This is a genomic window from Oscillospiraceae bacterium, assembly GCA_035380125.1.
Taxonomy (GTDB): domain Bacteria; phylum Bacillota; class Clostridia; order Oscillospirales; family JAKOTC01; genus DAOPZJ01.
The window spans coordinates 79613-96026 of the sequence record DAOSWV010000001.1; the positions used below are offsets into that span (position 1 = coordinate 79613).

Below are 16414 nucleotides of genomic sequence, written 5' to 3' on the forward strand. Positions count from 1 at the left end.
GTATTTTACCACAAAAAAACCGAATTGCAAATATAGAATCGGTATGGTAAAATCAAACCCGACAATAAGGTGAGTTACTGATCCGCGAAAGGATGGTTTTCATGGAAAAATTAAAAATCGGCGTTTTCGGCGGCCGCAGAGGCCAGACAATGATCGATGTGCTGTTGCGGCACCCGGATGCGGAACTGGTCGCGGTCTGCGATAAGTTCCCGCATCTGCTCGGAAAAGTGCGGGAAAAAGACCCGAAAGTCGCCTGTTATTCCGATTTCGAATCGTTTATCGAACACGACATGGACGCGGTTGTATTGGCGAATTACGCCAACGAACATGCGGTTTATGCGGTGAAATGCCTCGAACACGGCCTGCATGTGCTCAGCGAGGTGCTGCCCTGTGAGACCATGGCGCAGGCGGTGGCGCTGATTGAGGCGGTCGAAAAGAGCGGAAAGGTCTATGCCTACGCCGAAAATTACTGCTATATGAAGCATGCTTTCGAGATGTGGAAGCGTTATCAAAACGGCGATATCGGCGAGATCATGTACGGCGAGGGCGAATATATCCACGACTGCTCGGGGATCTGGCCGCAGATCACCTACGGCGAACGCAGCCACTGGCGCAACAATATGCACCCCAATTTTTACTGCACCCATTCACTCGGCCCGCTGCTGACCATTTCCGGTCTGCGTCCGGTCAAGGTGGTCGGTTTTGAAATGCCGCCCGAGAAGTGCATGCTGGAACTCGGCGCCTGGCACGGCGCGGGGATGGAACTGGTGACGCTGGAAAACGGCGCGGTGGTCAAGAGCATTCACGGCGGGTTGAAGCGCGAACCGAGCAGCGTGAATTACGAGATCTACGGGCAAAAGGGTATGATGGAAAGCGGACGGTTCAAAACCCAGCCACCGGTGAATGTTTATCGCGAGGGCGAAGAGTTGTGCAAGGGCGAATGGGAGAACTACGACCCCGAGCAGACCATCGCGGGCGATGCGGCGAAAAACTTTACGGGTCACGGCGGCAGCGATTTTTACGCGACGCACTTTTTTATCGAAAAAATCTTGGGCAGATCAGACGGCAAATGGTCGATCGACGTCTATAAAGCGGTCGATATGGGTATTTGCGGGCTTTTAGGATATCGGTCGGTGCTGAACGGCAATACACCTGTTGACGTGCCCGATCTGCGCGACCCGAAACAGCGCGATCAATGGCGCAACGACAATGCCTGCACCAACCCCGCAGTCGCCGGAGATCAGTTGCTGCCGCGTTCGTCATACGGCGAGCCGGAAATTCCGGATGAGGTCTACGAGCGGGTTAAAAATACTTGGTTAGAAGGGTTGAAAAATTAGTTTTAGCCCCTAATCTTCGAAAGTGAGACAAAAATAATGAATTCAAGGGAACGCGTCGCAGCTGCGATGAAGTATCAAAAACCGGATAAAGTGCCGGTGGAATATCTGTGTACGCCGGTCGGTTATTACGAGCACGGCGAAAAGCTGAACGATCTCTATGCAACATTGCCCGGAGACTTCGGCCCGTTTGAACGCAGACCGATTCCGTTACTCGGTCCGGAATTGTTCGACATGAACGGGAAATACCATGAATTCCGCCGTGACGACTGGGGGATTTTATGGGAATACCGCATCTACGGCATTGCCGGAATTCCGTATGAGCGACCATTGGAAGACCTTTCAAAGGTTTATGATTTTAAATTTCCGGAACCGCCCAAAGCAGTAGGCGAGCGGTTTGAAACTGACCTTGCGGCGGGGAAAATCCACCGCGAACAATATTATCACCAATACCACTGCGGTTCATTGTTTGAGCGTCTGCGCGAATTATGCCTTGACGAGGACGTCTACTGCGAGATGGCCGAGGACAGCAAAGAGATCAATTATCTGGCCGATAAAATCGCCGAATACGACCGCGCAAAAGTAGAATACGCCGTGGCGCTGGGTGCCGACGGGGTCTCATTCGGCGATGATTACGGCACCGAGCGGGCGCTGATCACCAGTCCCGAGATGTGGCGCAGATTTTTTAAACCGCGTCTGAAATATATCTTCGAACCGGCGGTCAAAGCGGGCATGACGGTGCATTTTCACAGCTGCGGGCAGATCAGGCCGATCATCGAGGACTTGGCTGATGTCGGCGCGACCTCGATCTGGCCGCAATTGCCGGCATACGATATGGCCGATCTGGCAAAACTCAGCCGCGGCACGGGGCTTGCGATCGCCATTCACACCGACCGCGCCAACACGATGACGTTCGGCACGCCGCAGCAGGTGCGCGATCTTGTCAAGCGCGAATATGAGACCTTCAAAATGGCCGACGGCGGTTCGTGGTTTTATATCGAGTCCGACAACGGTTTTCCGTTCGAAAACCTCGAGGCGCTGGTGAACACCGTCAAAGAGATTCGGTAATGACAAAGCGCCGACCAGCAGGTCGGCGCTTTTTACGTAGAGTGAATTCCCCCTGTGCGAACTTTTTTCGCACTTCCCCTTCTTTGACAAGGGGGGTTAAAGATTACGTTTTCACAAACCCGCATTTGCCGATGTCCTCCGAGGTACGGCAGACTTCTTCCGACAGGCGGGTGAACAGTTCGCCGTATTTTGTCTTTTGCGCGAGCTTCATCGCACCCGCCCGCATTGAGACGGGTATGTTTTCGTTGCCGCAGGTTACTGTTTTGCCGTTTTGGCTGAGGATTTTTTCGGCAAATGTTTCGACGTCTTTTTTCTCGGTAAATTCGGTGAACAAGGCGAATTCGTCACCGCCGATGCGGCATAGCAGCATACCGTCGTCGGTTTGTTCGTCAATCCGGCGCAGGCATTCGGCAATAATCTTATCGCCCGCCGAACGACCTTTATCGGTGTTGATCGCGCGCAGTCCGGCGATATCAAAACTCAACACAAATTTACCCTCTTTGGCGCGGATGTAGTCATATAATTCGGTCATATCGAATTTTCGTCTATTCATGTTAGAATCTCCTTCTGTATTCAAGATTAATTTCGGAAATATCTCGGTAAATTTTCGGGTGTGTTTAAAGTTCGAGGGCGTGGTATTCCAGACCTTCACAAAAGCCCGTGAGAAGACTTCAGGCGAGTTGTATTGATAGTTCATTGCCGTATCGAGGACGCTTGCACCCGTAAGTAGATCACGCGCGGCTAACGTCATGCGCCGCCGGGTGATGTAGCCCCCGACCGAGATGCGAAAGACATACCGAAACAGTTTTTGCAGATGAGACAGCGAACAAAAACAAGACGAAGCAATGTCTTCCTGCGAAATGTCGTTTTTGATATTATCTTCGATATAAGCGAGTGAAACCGTCAAAACACCGAGATCCCGAATACCGAACACCCCCAAACGATTTCAAAAGTACTTTTGTGTTTCTATTATAGCATATTGTTTATAAAAATCCTGATGTTTTGAGTACAAATGATCTCTCGGGAAATCCGTGATTTTGTGTTTTTGCCTTGACCTTTTGGATGATTATGGTATGATGATATCAATCAAAGCGCTACGGGATTATGATATTATTGACGAAAGAGGTATTTACAGATGTGTTTTAAACGCACAACCCTAATACTGCTCGGTCTATTGATTATGATATCGGGATGTCAGAATATCTCGGAGTCAAGCGAAGCAAGCAGTGTTTCTGCCGTTTCGAGTTTGGTTTCAAGCGAAGAAAGCGGTGTTTCTGCCGTTTCGAGTTCGGTTTTAAGCGAAGAAAGCGGTGTTTCTGATATTTCAAGTTTGGAATCAAGCGAAGCGAGCAGTGTTCCCGCTGTTTCAAGTGAAAATACAGGTATTCCGTCAGATTCTCCTTATACACTCGAAGAATATAAAGCGATTCTGCAGCCATATTTAAATGATGATGAATTTATAAACTATGTGAGAGCATACAATGTCTATCCTTCACCCGATGGGGAAAATCAATTTATTGAAGTAGCTGTTTGCCTTTGGTATGTTGATGATGACTATGAAAATTATGTGAGTTATCTGTTCTTGAACGATTTTGATCATTTTGTTAAGGATTATGGTTATACTTTTATCGAAACCGTAAAATGGATTGATAACAATCGAGCGTTGATTGATCAAGGAACCATTATCGATATCGAGACAGGCCAAGAAAAGAATATCATGGATAACAGCTATTTTGATAATATCGAATGGAGTTATATTGTCGAGTCCGACGTAAATTCAACAGGAACAAAGATCGCAGTATTTTCAAGACGCCATAACTTTGATTATGTGATCAGACCGTCTATGCAGTATCTGTTCCTCTATGATATTGCCGAAGATAAATGGATCATGTTATATGAGGCTTCTTATCGATATGAAGATACGGGAGATCCGAGTGCTTTGCTGAAATGGAAAACAGATGACTGTATTGAATTTTATCTTCATTACGGAGCAAAACTCAATTTTATCATATCGTCAAATGAGATCATTGAAGTTCCCAATTTTATTGTTGAAGATGGTGGTGTCTATGACGCTGCAAGATTGAGGGAAGACGGTGGATTCGCAGGAGAAAAAACGATTTATGTCTGGAAAGAATATGCTGCGGATGAATCTACTCACGCTTTTTCAAGACTTTATTTATATATGGAAAGGAATAATTTAAAAATTGCGCCGGGCGAGTATTTTATCTACGAAAATGATCCCTATGAAAATTTGATCGCGAAGTTGAATTTCGTGCCGAATGAATAATCTAAATAATCGGAGGTGCATTTTATGAAAAAGCCGCTGATCATTCTTTTCTGCCTCATCATTGCGATACTCACAATCGGTTGTCAAACAAATAAAGGTTCAGAGGTTCAAGAATCATCAATTTCTGCAAATTCATTTTATGAAAATGGATCATTTGAATATGAATGGGGAAATAAAGTAGCCGAAATATCTTATATCTATCAATATGACTATCATGAATACTATTTTTCAGATAAGTTTTTAATAGAAATCATGATCAGTGTTAATGTTGAGGAAGACGACTACGGTTTCGAAGATGAGTGCTTTGTTTACATTGACAATGCAGGGAGTATTGAAAATTTAGTTCATGTTTTCTTTGCAGACCCTTCTGTAACCGGCGAGAGAATGGAAGGCGTCATTTTCCTCGGGGAAAGATATGCGTTAATCGGCGGCGAGGTCATTTTTGATATGGATTCCCGTGAAAAATACAGCATTCCCTTTTTAGAAACGTTTGATGAGAATAACACTGAAGAAATATCCGAAGGAACCGCGAAGTATGTTAGCAACTGTATTTATGATCCTGATAACAATCGTTTGATCTATATATTTACTTGCGGATATATAGATGAAAACAATGATCTTGTGATGTATGATTACCTCTATACCTATGATCTGAGCGACATCGCAAATCCTTCCGAAGCAAATTGGACACTGATCGGAAAATATCTTGCCGAGATTTATAACACCGAGCCGTATTTCGTTGATTTGCAGCTAAATGAAGACGGCACGGTAACTTATCGGGAGTATTACGATATATACTATAAAGTTGATATTGATACCGGAGTGCGGAGCCCTGTCATCGAATAGTTTTAAGCAATACATGACATAATAGAGCGGAATCCCCTATCTCGCTCTATTATTTGGTGTTATATTACGGCGTAGGGGCGAACTGCGTTCGCCCGTCAATTCCCATAGAGGTGTTTTGTTTTATTGAACCAAAATTAGCGGGCGAACGCAGTTCGCCCCTACGATTCACGGATTTTACGACGCTCGCTAATTCCGAAAGCGGAACAGTTAAGACTGTTCCCTACGGATTTAAACCACCTGGAATAAATAAAACTTCAAATAATCGGTCTCGGGGACGGTCAGTAAAATCGGGTGGTCGGGCGACTGTTTGCGCGCCTCAATCAGTTTGAGCGTGACATTCGCGTCCGATGCTGCCGTCAACAACGTTTTGACGAACAGCTCATTCGTCATAAAATGCGAACACGAACAGGTAGCCAGATAACCGCCGCGCGGCAGGAGTTTCATCGCCGCGCTGTTGATTTCGCGGTAGCCCTTTTCCGCGCCCGCAACTGTTTTGCGGCTCTTGGTGAACGCCGGCGGATCGAGGATGATCAGGTCATAATCCGCTTTTTGCTCGCGCAGTTTAGGCAGCAAATCAAACACATCGGCGCAGATAAAATCCATTTTGTCGGTCAGCCCGTTTTTTTCGGCGTTCTGTTTTGCCAGTGCAAGCGCCGATTCCGAAACATCGACCGCTGTGGCGTGCGTTGCGCCGCCCATCAGCGCGTTCATGCCGAACGACCCGGTGTGAGTGAAGCAATCGAGTACCTTGCGCCCTTTGGCGATGCGGGCCAAAGCGGCGCGGTTATATTTTTGGTCGAGGAAAAAGCCGGTCTTTTGGCCGTTTTCCACGTCTACCGCGTATTTTAAACCGTTTTCGGTGATCTCGGTAATTGCGCTTTCGGGGTGCGAAATAAAATCGCTCTCGTACCAACCCTTGCCCAAAGAAAGCCCTTCCAGCGAACGGATTGAGACGTCGTTGCGCTCGAAAATGCCCGAGACGGTCACGCCGTATTCGTTTAAAATTTTCACAAGTTCGCGATAGATCATGTCTTTGCGCTGTTCCATGCCATAGGACAAAATCTGACTGACCAGAATGTCATTGTAGCGGTCAATCGTCAGACCGGGCAGGCCGTCGGCCTCGCCGAAAATCAGGCGGCAGCACGAGAAATCGTCCCGCATCACCGTGACGCGGTAATCAATCGCATATTTCAAGCGGCGGGCGAAAAACGCGTCGCCGAAAGTTTCGTTGGCATTGGCGGCCAGCACCCGAACGCGGATTTTGCTCTTTTCACTTAAAAGCCCCGTGCCGAGATAGACGCCTTTTTCGGACAGCACGTCCATCAGACCGCCGTTTTCACAAGGCCCGTTGACATTGGTAATCTCCTCACCGTAGACCCACGGGTGGCCGTTTCGCAGGGACGCCTCGGCCTTTTTCGTGACCGTTGCCGCCGGGAATTTCCGTTCGGTTTTCATCGGTTTTTCTCCTTTTGTACGATTTCATGTACAATCTTTTGAATCAATGATAGTTTATCCGCTTCCGCTCCGTTTGGCGCAAAGGTGTTTTTTGCGATATCTCCGCCGAGTAAAAACTCGTACCAGACCGCCGCCGTTGCATACCTGCCGTAGATGTAATCCATGTGAAAACCGTCTCGGCACAGCGAAAGCCCGCCGTTAGCATAATCGAATGCGGGCGTTTTGCGCAAGTGTCGGATCACATCGCCGCAGGGGATGATCGGAACGCCGATGCGCTTTGCCGCTTCGGCGCTTGCGGTTTCGATGGCATTTGCCATCTGCTCCTGATCGCGGTCGTAGTTGGCAAAACCGGGATGGGTCGAGTCGATTTCATACGCCCAAGTTCTGTGGAAAACTTGCTTGGCAAGCGGTCTCAGCTTTCGTACATAAGCCGAAAGTTCGGCAAGATAGGGAAAATAGGTCTCGAGCAGTCCGCTTTCGTGGCTGACCTGCTGCATGGTCACGATGTCCCAGTCATCTTCGAGCAACGTCTGTTTGATGGACACAAGCGTACCCGTTGAAACACCGTTCAACTGATAATCATAGGCGGCGGCATCATTTTGAATGTTCTCGCAATGCCGCTGCAATGAGCATCCACCGATATAGAGATTGACGATTTTCGTTTTCATTCCGCCGGCTTCGGCAATGGCATGCAGATAAGCCGTGGCGTCCTCGGAAAAGCTGTTCCCGATCGCAAGTATTTTGGTCACTTTTTGAAAAATCCTTTCAATTTGTCCTCGAGCAAGCCCATCATCAGACCCGCTGAAATTTCGGCGACCGTCCAACCCGACTCAATCGCCCACGGACCCCAGCCGAGGTCATTCGGCAGGGCAAAGACCTCCATTTGGTCAAGGTCCAATGCCCGTGTCCAGCCGCCGTCGATTTTCGGGTTTGCACTGTGAATCTGTGCGCTGACCATGAATCCGGCAATGCCTTTCCACAGTTCCTTGAAGTAGGAATCACCGGTGATGAAATACGCCTGAATGAATCCGATCGGCAGCCAGTTGCAGGAATAGAGCAAATCCACCACCGGATCGCCGTTTTTGGTCAAGAGCGAACATTCGCTGTCATTTTGAGAGAAGCGGTGCGCTTTGTAACCCTCGTCCCACTCGGCGTAGGCGCCGCTTTTATGACGCATGGGCTGCAGATCGGCGGCGACTTGATACAGCCAATCCTTATGTTTTTTTTCGCCCGTCACCCAATAGAGATAGGCGAGCGGCAAAATCAAGCGGCAAAGTTCCTGCGTCTGGCTGTGTTCGCGGATGGTGTTCGGGTAGACATTCATCAGCGTCTCAAGCCCTTTTACGGCGACGTTTTTAAATTCCTCGATTCCGGTCAGTTTGTAAGCCAGCAGCAGAGCGGCCCAGTAATATGCGTTGTGATGCGCGCACGGGAAATTGCCCGAGGTGCTGTGAAGCCGTTCAATCTCCTGCGGCGTGAGTTTAAAGTTGTCGGTTCTGGAAACCCTTGTGCCGTCGGTGCCGGTGGTTTTTACGAGAAAACGGAGTGCGGACACGCAGTCGGAAAGGTGATTGTCGTTTTGCAGAATCAGGCATTTGAAAAGCTGCGGCAGAATCGCTCTCGCCACATCGTCCTGATAGCATGCGCCCCAGCCGATTTCCGTCCAGCGCATCATGCCCTCGAGCGGGCCTTCTTTGATTTGAAAACAATCAAAGCAAAAATCAAGCAGATTGTCCGAAATCGCAAGGTCTTCGGCTTTGCCGTGCAGTAAATAATTCAAAAAGTGGGGCAGGGCGGTTTCGCCGCTGCAGTCGTCGCGCACACCGGTCAGCATACGTTGGTTTCCGTCGCCGTCAATCTCGGTCGCAAGCCCTTCCAACACACCGTCTTTGCCGTCGTGAATCAAAATTCCGGCGTTTTTAAACCAACCGAGCCCTTTTTCGGCGCTGTCCGAAAGCTGTGCTTCGAAATCGTCTGCATTCGGATCGGCGGGCAGCAGCTCATAAGTGCTTTCAAGGCCGTCGAAAATATGCGCACCGGCGGGTTGTCCCAGCAGCCATTCGGTGATATAGCGGACAACCGCATGCCAGCGGCTGCGCGGAGAAAACCGGCTGCGGTTGAAATTCGACAGCCGGAACGAGCAGATCAGGAGATTGTCGCTTTCGAGCCAAAGCCCGCGCTCGGTCACATTTTGAAAGGTCTCTTCGGTGACGGCAATATGACCGTGGACATTTTTGCGGACAAATTGCAGCAGCGGCTTTGCCGTTCCGAGCGACAGCCACGGTTTGACGCGCATGCCGCACTGGTCGTCCAAGATGTCGCCTTCGGCAAGTCCCGGAAGATCGGGCCCGAGCCAAACCGGACGGTCAAATCGGGTGGAGGATGCCTCCGGCCAGTAAATTTCCCCGATACTGCCGCAGAATTCGGCGAGCAAACGCTTTCCCGCCGCAATCTGTCTTTCAATCAACACACGGGTTCTTGCCGGAATTTCGAGCGGCGTATTGGCCGCACCGCCGAGTACCGCAATCGCATCACAGCTGCCAAGGGATTCCTGCGTTGTGTCGTCGGGTTTTAAAATTAACAAATCGGGGCAGGCGGCTTGAAAAACCGCAAGCAAATCGTTTTCTTTTACACAGATTACGCCAAGTGTTTTTTGCGGCATAAAAATAACCACCCTTAATTAAAAGAATCCCGCCGCTTTATCGTTCGGCGAGATTCATTATAGCGTAAAATTTTTATTTATACAATGACATTGCTTTCACGAATCGGTTAAAAAATCAAACTTCCGATCTGATAGACAAGGAACGCGCAGACCCAGGCGATCACGCACTGCCCGATCACAACGCCGAGGGTTTTGATGCCGGAATTCAATTCGCGTTTGATCGTCGCCACGGCGGCCGCGCAGGGGGTATAGAGCAGGGTGAAGATCAGAAAACTGACGGCGGAGAGCGAGGAAAACAACCCCGGCAGCACACCCGAAAGCGCCGAAGCGGTGGTTTGCGTCAAAACTCCGAGAGTGCTCACGACGGCCTCTTTGGCCGTAAATCCCGCGATCAATGCGGTCGTGATGCGCCAGTCGCCGAAGCCGAGCGGTGCAAAAATCGGCGCGATCAGCTGCCCGATGGCGGCCAGCAAGCTCTGCGAATGGTCGGTCACATAATTCAGCCGGAAATCGAACGCGCCCAAGAACCAGACGATAATGGTCGCCAAAAAGATGATCGTAAACGCCCGCTGCAAAAAATCCTTGGCTTTGTCCCACATCAGCAACAGGACGCTTCTGAATGAGGGCAGGCGGTAGTTGGGCAGTTCCATCACGAACGGCACCGGCTTGCCTTTGAATGCGGTTTTATTGAGCAAAAGCGCCGCCAGAATGCCTACGAGGATGCCCGTAAGGTATAAAGCAATCATCACGAGCGCAGCGTGGCCGGGGAAGAAAGCCGCGGAAAAGACCGCATAAATCGGGATTTTTGCCGAGCAGCTCATAAACGGCGTCAGCATAATGGTCATTTTACGGTCGCGTTCGCTGGCCAGCGTCCGGGTCGCCATGATCGCCGGAACCGAGCAGCCGAATCCGATGATCATCGGCACAAAGCTGCGGCCCGAGAGCCCGACTTTGCGCAGCAGCTTATCCATCACGAACGCCACCCGCGCCATATAGCCGGTGTCTTCGAGAATCGAGAGGAAGAAAAACAGCACGACGATCAGCGGCAGAAACGACAGCACGCTGCCGACGCCGGCAAAAATCCCGTCGATGATCAGGTTCTGCAAAACGGCGTTGACGTCCCAGTTCGTCAGTGCGGTGTCGACAAGACCGGAAAGCGCATCGATGCCCATGGACAGCAGGTCGGATAAAAAGCTGCCGACCACGCCGAACGTCAGCCAAAACACCAATCCCATGATCGCAATAAAAATCGGAAGCGCAAAAATTTTATGGGTTAGCACGTTGTCGATCCGGACACTGCGCAGATGCTCTTTGCTTTCGCTGCATTTGACCACGGTTTTGGCGCAGACATTTTCGATAAAAGCGTAACGCATGTCGGCCAGCGCGGCGTTGCGGTCGAGGCAGCGCTCCTGTTCCATCTCGACGACCGAGTGTTCGATCAGATCCAGTTCGTTTTGGGTCAGCCCGAGTTTATTGATAAACGGAATATCATCGCCCTCGATGAGCTTGGTTGCGACATAGCGCTGCGAGACGCCAATGCGTTGGGCGTGGTCTTCGACAATGTGGCAGACCGCGTGAATGCAGCGGTGAACGGGTCCCGGGGAACAGAAATCCATCACCGAGGGTTTGATTTTGTTTTCGGCGGTGCGCACGGCGCAGTCCACCAGTTCGGCGATGCCCTCGTTTTTGGCGGCGGAGATCGGCACGACCGGAATTCCGAGCAGTTTCGACATCTCGACGGTGTCGATCGTGCCGCAGTTTTCGCGCACCTCGTCCATCATGTTCAGCGCCAGCACCATCGGAATGCGCAGCGAAAGCAATTGCAGGGTGAGATACAGATTTCGCTCGATATTGGTGGCGTCGACGATGTTGATGATGCCGTCGGGTTTTTGATTTAATATAAAATCGCGGGTGACGATTTCCTCGGTGGAATAGGGGCGAATCGAATAGATACCCGGCAGATCGACGACGGAGTTATTCTTCGAATTTCTGATTTCTCCGACCTTTTGCTCCACGGTTACGCCGGGAAAATTGCCGACGTGCTGGTTGGACCCGGTAAGGGCATTGAACAGCGTCGTCTTGCCGCTGTTCTGATTGCCCACGAGCGCAAAAACCATGTCCGTTTCCTCCTTTTAATTCGATTAACGCCGCATCCTCTTTGCGCAGCGTCAGTTCATAACCGCGTACTCGGATTTCAATCGGATCGCCGAGCGGTGCCATTTTGTGAACAGAAATCATCGTGCCTGGAATCAAACCCATATCCAACAGACGCAGCCGCAAAGCACCCTCGCCGTTGACTCTTGTGATAAATCCACCGCTGCCGATGGGGAGTCGGTCAAGTGTCATATATTCACATCCTTTCGATGAATGATATCAGAGGGCAGGTCCGCCCAAAGGCGGAAGCGAAAAACGTTTTCCGCAGGACCCGCTTTCCGCCACTATGTTAGCATATGCTAACTCGAATGTCAACAGTTTTTTTCGGATTTATTAAATATACTTGATTAATCGTTTTTTGCATGTTACAATCTGTATCTGTAAAAAGAGATGCAGGTTCTTGCAGCCTTGTCGATCTTTTGAATGTGCTTGTAATTTTGGAAATACTCAGGGAACATATTTCGGACTGCTTTTAAATATCCAAAAAATGCCGAATTGTAAGACGTATGCTGTCGCTTTTTCATCAGATGATCGGGGCGAGTCAGTAAAAGTATACCCAGAACATCTGGAAAAATCTCAAAAAATCAGTATACTGAAAGATGAATTTTCATGTCTGGGAAATTCTCGGGCAGATGAACGGAGTTTGATGATGGTGAATAATGCATTATATGTAACAATTAATGCAATCGGAGTGGTATTGCTTTTGCTGATGCTGATCAATTTCGGATCACACAGTATCATGCGAAAAAGCGTCGATGACAGATTATTCACGGTAATGCTTTATTTTAATATGTTTTTATTGATTACCGATACGGTAATGTGGCTTTTAAACGGTAATCCGACACCTCTTGCGGGTGTGGTTTTACGCATCGACTCGGCATTGTATTATATTTTGCAGCCGGCAATATGTTTTGTTTGGTATATTTATTGTGAATATAAGCTCGGCGTAAATACGCGAAAAATTATTCGGCAGCTGCCATGGCTTGCAATTCCCGCTTTTGCGGCCACAGTATTGACGGTGGTCAGTTTATACACACCTTTTTTCTTCTCTATTGATGCTCAAAACAATTATACACGGGGAAATTATTTCTTTTTGTGTTTCGTTTTAACGCTGTTTTATATTTTCGGCATCTATTTTGTTATGCTGCACATGGTTATAAAAGACCCCATGACAACAAAGCGTGAGACCATCCGGGTTCTCTATCTTTATCCGATTCTTCCGGTTATTTGTGCGGTGATACAGTGGATGTTCTACGGTATTTCGGTCCTTTGGATCGGGTCTGTAATCTCGTTGTTGATTATCTATTTTAATCTGCAAAACACGTTAATCACAACAGATGCGCTGACCGGCCTCAGCAACCGCCGGCGTTATGAGACCTTTATCAACAATAAAATCAACTCACAATTAAAGAATCCCATCTTGTTCGCTTTGATGATTGATATTGATAAATTTAAAAAAATCAATGATAAATTCGGGCATGCCATTGGAGACGAAGCACTTAAGAACGTAGCGACGATCCTGATCAAAGCGGTAAACCGAACTGATTTTATTGCCAGAATCGGCGGAGAAGAATTCATCGTAATCGGGGAATGTGAAACCACCGAGACTGCTTTTATAACTATGCAGGCCATCAAAGAAGAAACCCAACGCTTCAACGAAAAGGGGACGGCGCCATACAACCTCTCTATGAGTATCGGTTATGCATTTATCAAAGCGGGGGAATCCCGCACAGCCGATGAAATTATCCGAGAGGCCGATAAACGGATGTATGATGAGAAGGAACGGACCGACGGGAAAGTAGGGCAGGCATAATTTTAAGTTATCCCATTCGGCTTAAAATTAAAAAAATAACCGGGATTTAAAACAGGTATTAAGCACAATATAATTATGGAATTTCGGAAAGGAGCGGAGCGGTAAGAAATCCGAAAAAACGGACGTTTTATCGCATTACAATGGGAAGAATCAGCATCGGATTGTTATTATCAATAATTGCCGTGGTTTTTTTGGGCGCTCTTATATTTAAGTTTGTTCTGAAAGCTTTGGTTTTCGGGTTGGCGGCCATTCTGTTTATCGGATTGGTTGTCATACTTTTCGCCGGGTTGGTTGTCGCTTTGATTAAACATTTATGAAAACTTCCAATCCTCAACAATAAGAGAAGAACCCCCATCCTTGCGATGGGGTTCATTTATTGATTCATATCCCGTTTCGGCATTTTGAAAATGTGAAAGCTGTTATGGTTGTTATATAATTTTTAACAACATCTCACGGGCGAATTCCCGCAGGACGGATCTGTTTGATTCAAATTCCGCATCCGATGAATAACTGTCCAGCGCTGCTTGAATAAGCGCGGTATACTTATCGGGAAGATGTGATATCCCCCATTTTCCGCCGTCCGATTTCGAAACGACGATTCCGTCTCTGAAATAAGCCAACGTCCGGCAGAGATTGAGGATATAATAGACAGGACTGTTTTCTATCTCGCTTTCGCAATTTTCGAGATCGGCTTTGATACTGTCGAGATAAGCGGCCTTCGGAACTTCGTCGAACGCTTCGTCAATCGGTTTTCCGCAGAGGACGATCCCGATATGCTTAATTACGGTAAAGTGCGCAGCCAAATCGGGGTCTTTTCCGTGCACGGTACGGCAATATTCAGGCAGGTTTTTAATCGCTCTTTTTAAGTATGCATTGGAAAAATGCAGTTCGAAAGGCGTCGGGTGAGAAAAGTTTAAGCAATCTCGAAGCAGCACCACACTCATCTCAAACCCCTTTTTCGTCGCCTCCGGGTTCAGCTGAAGCAGCGTTTGAATCAATGCCTGCTTTTGGTCGAGAGTCGGCGGTTCGTTCACAACAACAATGAAATCAATATCGCTCTTGACCGGATTAAAACACCCGAACGCAAGCGACCCGTGCACATAAATCCCGCACAGATTTTCGTTGAGAACGGCTTGATATTCTGCTTTAATGATATTTAGGAGTTCAAACGGTTCCATGATGTGGCGTTATACTGTACTTTTTATCTTCTTTTTCCGTATGACCGGACTCTGGAACGGTTATAACGATGCGCGTTCGGTGCGGTGGACTTGGCAAGGGCATTGTTTTTGGCAATCACCTCGGCCGGTTTTGCGGCAGAACGGTTCTCGGAAACGCTTTTAATATTGACACGTCCGATATTGGCTGTATCAAGAGAAGCACCGCGGCGGTTTTGACCTCCCGAACGGCCTGTCTTGTTGTGAACCGTTGTGTCGGTCAGCGGATATTTGGGGTTTTCGGCGACCGGAATGCTCTTGGTGAGCAGTTTTTCGGCCTGTTGGATCAACGGAAGCTCCTCGTAATTGCAAAACGAGATCGCAACGCCCCCTTGTCCGGCTCTGCCGGTACGCCCGATACGGTGGATATACATCTCGGCTTCTTCCGGGATATTGTAGTTAAACACATAGGGCAGTTCTTTAATATCAATGCCGCGCGCGGCAATCTCCGTCGCAATCAGCATTCTCACCGAGCCGTCTTTAAAACTTCTCAGCGCGTTTTGGCGTGCGTTCTGAGACTTGTTGCCGTGAATGGCCAACGCCGATACGCCGGCTTTTACAAGCTGTTTAGTGAGCATATCTGCGCCGTGCTTGGTGCGAGTGAACACCAGAGCCTGCCGGATGTTTTCATCGGCAAGGATGTCGAGTAAAAGGTCTTTTTTGTGTGCGGTATCGACGTAATAGAGCCGCTGCTCGATGGTCTCAACAGCCGGGGTGTCGGGCGAGATATCGATGCGGACATAATCCTTGAGCAGGGTGTCCACCAAACGGACGACCTCGGTGGGCATCGTGGCGGAAAACAACAAGGTCTGGCGGTCGGATCTCAACGCGCGGGCGATCCGTTTGACGCTGTAAATGAAGCCCATATCGAGCATCCGGTCGGCCTCATCCAGTACGAAGAATTCGACGGATTTTAAACTGATAACGCCCTGATCCATCAGGTCGCACAGCCGTCCCGGTGTTGCGATTAAAATATCAATGCCTTTTGTGAGCATTTGTTCCTGTGTTTTCTGACTGACGCCGCCGACGACCACACCGCAGCGCAGCGGCAGGTGGCGTCCGTAGGCCTTGAAGTTGTCGTAAATTTGAATGGCAAGCTCTCGGGTAGGGGTGAGAATCAGCGTGCGGATTTTGGAATGATCGTTATCGCTGCCGTATTTACTCCATAAAAGTTGGAGGATCGGCAGGGCGAAAGCGGCGGTTTTTCCGCTTCCGGTTTGGGCACAGCCCAAAATATCGCGGCCGGAAAGCACCTCCGGAATGGCTTTTTCCTGAATTTGCGACGGGGTTTCGTAGCCCTGTTCCTCCAGCGATTTCAAAATCTGAGGGCAGAGCTGCAATTGGCTAAATGACATGAAAAAAATCTCTTTCTAAAATTATTCCTTTACTTTAATGGGTGATAAGCAATTTAAATTAAAAACGCATGGCGTTATAATCAAGCGGATATGAAGTATCATGAAGTAAAGGGCATACATAAACATCCCATAATACGCTACTTTAATAGTATAACATAGATAAAAAATATATTCAAGTTTTAATAGTATGATTTAAAGCGGGTGAGAGATGCGCCTTATCGCCATT

General features: G+C 48.6%; 12 protein-coding genes and 1 pseudogene. 5 read left to right on the forward strand and 8 right to left on the reverse strand.

The annotated features are described in order from the left end of the window. The first annotated feature begins 101 nt into the window (after positions 1-101). On the forward strand, positions 102-1337 hold the full coding sequence (locus PK629_00330; protein HOP09920.1) for a Gfo/Idh/MocA family oxidoreductase: 1236 nt from the start codon (positions 102-104) through the stop codon (positions 1335-1337). Positions 1338-1373: 36 nt separating this feature from the next. After that, positions 1374-2402, forward strand: a complete 1029-nt coding sequence (locus PK629_00335; GenBank protein ID HOP09921.1) for a uroporphyrinogen decarboxylase family protein — start codon at positions 1374-1376, stop codon at positions 2400-2402. A gap of 103 nt (positions 2403-2505) precedes the next feature. Here PK629_00335 and PK629_00340 read toward each other — a convergent pair whose 3' ends face one another. Continuing rightward, positions 2506-3336 carry a helix-turn-helix domain-containing protein gene (locus tag PK629_00340; protein ID HOP09922.1) on the reverse strand — a complete coding sequence of 277 codons (831 nt, stop codon included), beginning with the start codon at positions 3334-3336 and terminating at the stop codon, positions 2506-2508. Between the two features lie 201 nt (positions 3337-3537). Here PK629_00340 and PK629_00345 point away from each other — a divergent pair, with 201 nt between their 5' ends. Together PK629_00345 and PK629_00350 are read left to right on the forward strand one after the other, a co-directional pair. Continuing rightward, positions 3538-4689, forward strand: a complete 1152-nt coding sequence (locus tag PK629_00345; protein HOP09923.1) for a hypothetical protein — start codon at positions 3538-3540, stop codon at positions 4687-4689. A gap of 24 nt (positions 4690-4713) precedes the next feature. Further along, positions 4714-5535: a hypothetical protein gene (locus PK629_00350; GenBank protein HOP09924.1), complete on the forward strand. Its 822-nt coding sequence runs from the start codon at positions 4714-4716 to the stop codon at positions 5533-5535. A gap of 228 nt (positions 5536-5763) precedes the next feature. Here the strand turns inward: PK629_00350 and PK629_00355 are convergent, their stop codons facing one another. The 5 genes and pseudogenes from PK629_00355 to PK629_00375 all read right to left on the reverse strand — a co-directional run bounded on the left by PK629_00355 (position 5764) and on the right by PK629_00375 (position 11998). Further along, positions 5764-6990: a class I SAM-dependent rRNA methyltransferase gene (locus PK629_00355; protein ID HOP09925.1), complete on the reverse strand. Its 1227-nt coding sequence runs from the start codon at positions 6988-6990 to the stop codon at positions 5764-5766. Then, positions 6987-7739, reverse strand: a complete 753-nt coding sequence (locus PK629_00360; GenBank protein HOP09926.1) for a DUF4886 domain-containing protein — start codon at positions 7737-7739, stop codon at positions 6987-6989. Before PK629_00360 ends, PK629_00355 begins: the two co-directional genes overlap by 4 nt. Then, positions 7736-9652, reverse strand: coding sequence for a hypothetical protein (locus PK629_00365; GenBank protein ID HOP09927.1), 1917 nt, complete (start codon positions 9650-9652; stop codon positions 7736-7738). The genes PK629_00360 and PK629_00365 overlap by 4 nt, the downstream gene beginning before the upstream one ends. Before the next feature lie 107 nt (positions 9653-9759). Continuing rightward, a complete protein-coding gene (gene feoB / locus PK629_00370; GenBank protein HOP09928.1) occupies positions 9760-11769 on the reverse strand; it encodes a ferrous iron transport protein B in 2010 nt (669 codons plus the stop codon). Positions 11770-11782: 13 nt separating this feature from the next. Then, positions 11783-11998, reverse strand: a pseudogene (locus PK629_00375) (ferrous iron transport protein A). 454 nt (positions 11999-12452) lie between these two features. On the opposite strand from PK629_00375, the gene PK629_00380 reads away from it, so the two are divergent. Then, positions 12453-13619, forward strand: a complete 1167-nt coding sequence (locus tag PK629_00380) for a GGDEF domain-containing protein (protein HOP09929.1) — start codon at positions 12453-12455, stop codon at positions 13617-13619. 428 nt (positions 13620-14047) lie between these two features. Here the strand turns inward: PK629_00380 and PK629_00385 are convergent, their stop codons facing one another. Further along, positions 14048-14797 carry a DUF4111 domain-containing protein gene (locus tag PK629_00385; GenBank protein ID HOP09930.1) on the reverse strand — a complete coding sequence of 250 codons (750 nt, stop codon included), beginning with the start codon at positions 14795-14797 and terminating at the stop codon, positions 14048-14050. Positions 14798-14820: 23 nt separating this feature from the next. Next, positions 14821-16188, reverse strand: coding sequence for a DEAD/DEAH box helicase (locus tag PK629_00390; protein HOP09931.1), 1368 nt, complete (start codon positions 16186-16188; stop codon positions 14821-14823). Positions 16189-16414 lie beyond the last annotated feature (226 nt).

Excerpts from the sequence above, each read along its gene's own strand:
- PK629_00385 (HOP09930.1), bottom strand. The coding sequence starts at position 14,797 with ATGGAACCGTTTGAACTCCTAAATATCATTAAAGCAGAATATCAAGCC.
- PK629_00350 (HOP09924.1), top strand. The coding sequence starts at position 4,714 with ATGAAAAAGCCGCTGATCATTCTTTTCTGCCTCATCATTGCGATACTC.
- PK629_00390 (HOP09931.1), bottom strand. The coding sequence starts at position 16,188 with ATGTCATTTAGCCAATTGCAGCTCTGCCCTCAGATTTTGAAATCGCTG.
- PK629_00345 (HOP09923.1), top strand. The coding sequence starts at position 3,538 with ATGTGTTTTAAACGCACAACCCTAATACTGCTCGGTCTATTGATTATG.
- PK629_00335 (HOP09921.1), top strand. The coding sequence starts at position 1,374 with ATGAATTCAAGGGAACGCGTCGCAGCTGCGATGAAGTATCAAAAACCG.
- feoB (HOP09928.1), bottom strand. The coding sequence starts at position 11,769 with ATGGTTTTTGCGCTCGTGGGCAATCAGAACAGCGGCAAGACGACGCTG.
- PK629_00380 (HOP09929.1), top strand. The coding sequence starts at position 12,453 with ATGATGGTGAATAATGCATTATATGTAACAATTAATGCAATCGGAGTG.
- PK629_00330 (HOP09920.1), top strand. The coding sequence starts at position 102 with ATGGAAAAATTAAAAATCGGCGTTTTCGGCGGCCGCAGAGGCCAGACA.
- PK629_00355 (HOP09925.1), bottom strand. The coding sequence starts at position 6,990 with ATGAAAACCGAACGGAAATTCCCGGCGGCAACGGTCACGAAAAAGGCC.
- PK629_00365 (HOP09927.1), bottom strand. The coding sequence starts at position 9,652 with ATGCCGCAAAAAACACTTGGCGTAATCTGTGTAAAAGAAAACGATTTG.